This window comes from Robiginitalea sp., from assembly GCF_049588695.1.
In the GTDB taxonomy this organism is placed as follows: Bacteria; Bacteroidota; Bacteroidia; order Flavobacteriales; family Flavobacteriaceae; genus Robiginitalea.
In genome coordinates this window covers 1-2142 of sequence record NZ_JBAVZJ010000390.1, presented here as the reverse complement: position 1 = coordinate 2142, position 2142 = coordinate 1, and the positions used below count along the sequence as shown (strand labels likewise).

General features: G+C 49.3%; 2 protein-coding genes and 1 pseudogene. All 3 read left to right on the top strand.

All coding sequences use genetic code 11. The features are described 5' to 3' along the window. On the top strand, positions 1-536 hold a 536-nt coding region (locus tag WBV75_RS09210), incomplete at its 5' end, for a lysostaphin resistance A-like protein (protein ID WP_424120331.1). Continuing rightward, complete coding sequence (locus tag WBV75_RS09205) at positions 530-1615, top strand: AMP-binding protein (RefSeq protein ID WP_424120330.1); 1086 nt, start codon at positions 530-532, stop codon at positions 1613-1615. The genes WBV75_RS09210 and WBV75_RS09205, both read left to right, overlap by 7 nt. 3 nt (positions 1616-1618) lie before the next feature. Continuing rightward, positions 1619-2142, top strand: a pseudogene (locus tag WBV75_RS09200) (M24 family metallopeptidase); the annotation flags it as partial.

The window sequence follows — 2142 nt, the reverse complement described above, 5'->3', positions numbered from 1 at the left end:
TTCTTAAACTGGCCGTAGTTGCTATTTTGCTCATCCCCCTGCAGACCAGTTTTGAGGAATACCTCTTCCGCGGTCATATGATGCAGGGACTGGGGATCATTTTTAAGAACAAATGGGTGCCCTTGCTGGTGACCTCGGCAATATTCGGGCTGATGCATTTGGGAAATCCGGAAGTGGGAAAACTGGGCCCGGGCATTATGGTTTTTTACATAGGTACAGGGCTTTTTCTGGGGATTATAACCCTGATGGACGAAGGGATGGAATTGGCCCTGGGGTTTCACGCTGCCAATAATTTGGTGACCGCACTTTTGGTTACGGCAGACTGGACCGCCTTCCAGACCGATTCCATTCTAAAGGATGTCGCAGAGCCCGGACTGAGTTGGGATGCTTATATTCCTATTTTTGTAATCTTTCCACTCCTGTTGTATTTTTTTGGCAGGAAGTACGGCTGGACGAATTGGAAGGAGCGCCTGACTGGCAGGGTCTTATCCCAGGAGGAAGCCCGTAAACTTTTAAAAGAAGATACATCATGGTAACTGAATTCAATACTGCATTTTCATTTAATGGCCTGCCCATAGCCTATGCCGATTTGAGTGAGGTGGCCTATAGCCTGGTGAAGGAAGGGGATCCCTATGAAAGGGAGATCGGCGATTTTTTACTGGATTGGATTTCGGAGTCTGAACACATCCTGCAACGAACCTCGGGTTCTACGGGGTCTCCGAAGGAGATACATTTATCTAAAAAGGCCATGGTCAAAAGCGCATTGCTCACTGGGGGTTTTCTGGATCTGGGAGAAGGAACAAGGACTCTCTTGTGCTTGCCTGTGAGCAGTATTGCCGGAAAAATGATGCTGGTTCGCGCTTTAACGCTCGGATGGGAGTTGACCGTTGTGGCGCCGGAGCGGACTCCGCTGTGGTCGGTGACGGAGGATTTCGATTTTGCAGCCATGGTGCCTATGCAACTTCAGGCGTCCCTCAAAGATATCGACCGGGTGGGGAAAGTTCTTGTAGGAGGAGCCCCGGTTTCCAAAGAATTGCGAGAAGCGCTTGTTGGAAAAAATACGATCGTCTATGAAAGCTACGGCATGAGTGAAACCGCGAGCCATATCGCTTTGCGAAAACTCAATCCGCCCGAAAATGAGGATTCCCCCGGGGAGGCGCCTGCGTTTCAGGCCTTGCCGGGAATAACACTTGAGCAGGATAAAAACGACTGTCTGGTAGTTTACGTTCCATTCCTCTCCAAAGACCCCATTCAAACGAACGACCTGGTTTCCATGCAGGATGCCCAGAGCTTTTACTGGCTGGGGAGGGCCGACCATATTGTAAATTCGGGAGGGGTGAAACTGGTACCCGAACTCCTGGAGACCCGCCTCGAGCCTATTCTTAACAGACGATTTTTCCTCACGGGAATTCCCGATACGGTCTTGGGGGAAAAACTGGTATTGGTCGCTGAGGGAAAACCTGATGAAGAACTCATGGCAAAGGTTCAGGAATCTGGTCTACTGGAGAAGTACGAAGTGCCCAAAGCTGTATATTTTTTGGAAACTTTTAAGGAGGGGAAATCCGGTAAAATCCAGCGCCCTGAAATACTACGCGAATTGTTTAAAGGCGAATAGATGATAAAAAATATAATATTTGTTATTGCCCTGTTCTGGAGTCTTCTAGGGATTTCTCAGGGTGTATTGCCCGAAGTACAAAGGGCAAAGGTCGTTGATGAACTCCTGAAAGAACGCCTGGATTCCCTTCTACCGGTGCTGATGGACCGGGCGGGAATTGATATGTGGGTGCTCATCTCCAGGGAGTACAACGAGGATCCTGTGCTGAGGACTATGCTGCCGGCCACCTGGCTCAATGCGCGAAGGAGGACCATTCTGCTCTTCTACAGGGATACCTCAAAAGGCACCATCGATAAACTCGCCGTCGCCCGTTACAATATTGGCGAAAGTATTGCATCCGCATGGGATAAAGAGCAGGAACCCGACCAATGGACCCGTTTGATGGACCTGATCTCAGAGCGGAATCCCTCGAAAATTGGTCTGAACTACTCCCGGGATCACAATATAGCGGATGGTTTGGATAAAACGGATTACGATTTGTTTATGGAATACCTTCCATCCAAATATAGAAGCAGGGTCGTCTCGGC

Bases quoted from the DNA above. Each gene is read 5' to 3' on its own strand.
- WBV75_RS09205 (WP_424120330.1), top strand. From the start codon at position 530: ATGGTAACTGAATTCAATACTGCATTTTCATTTAATGGCCTGCCCATA.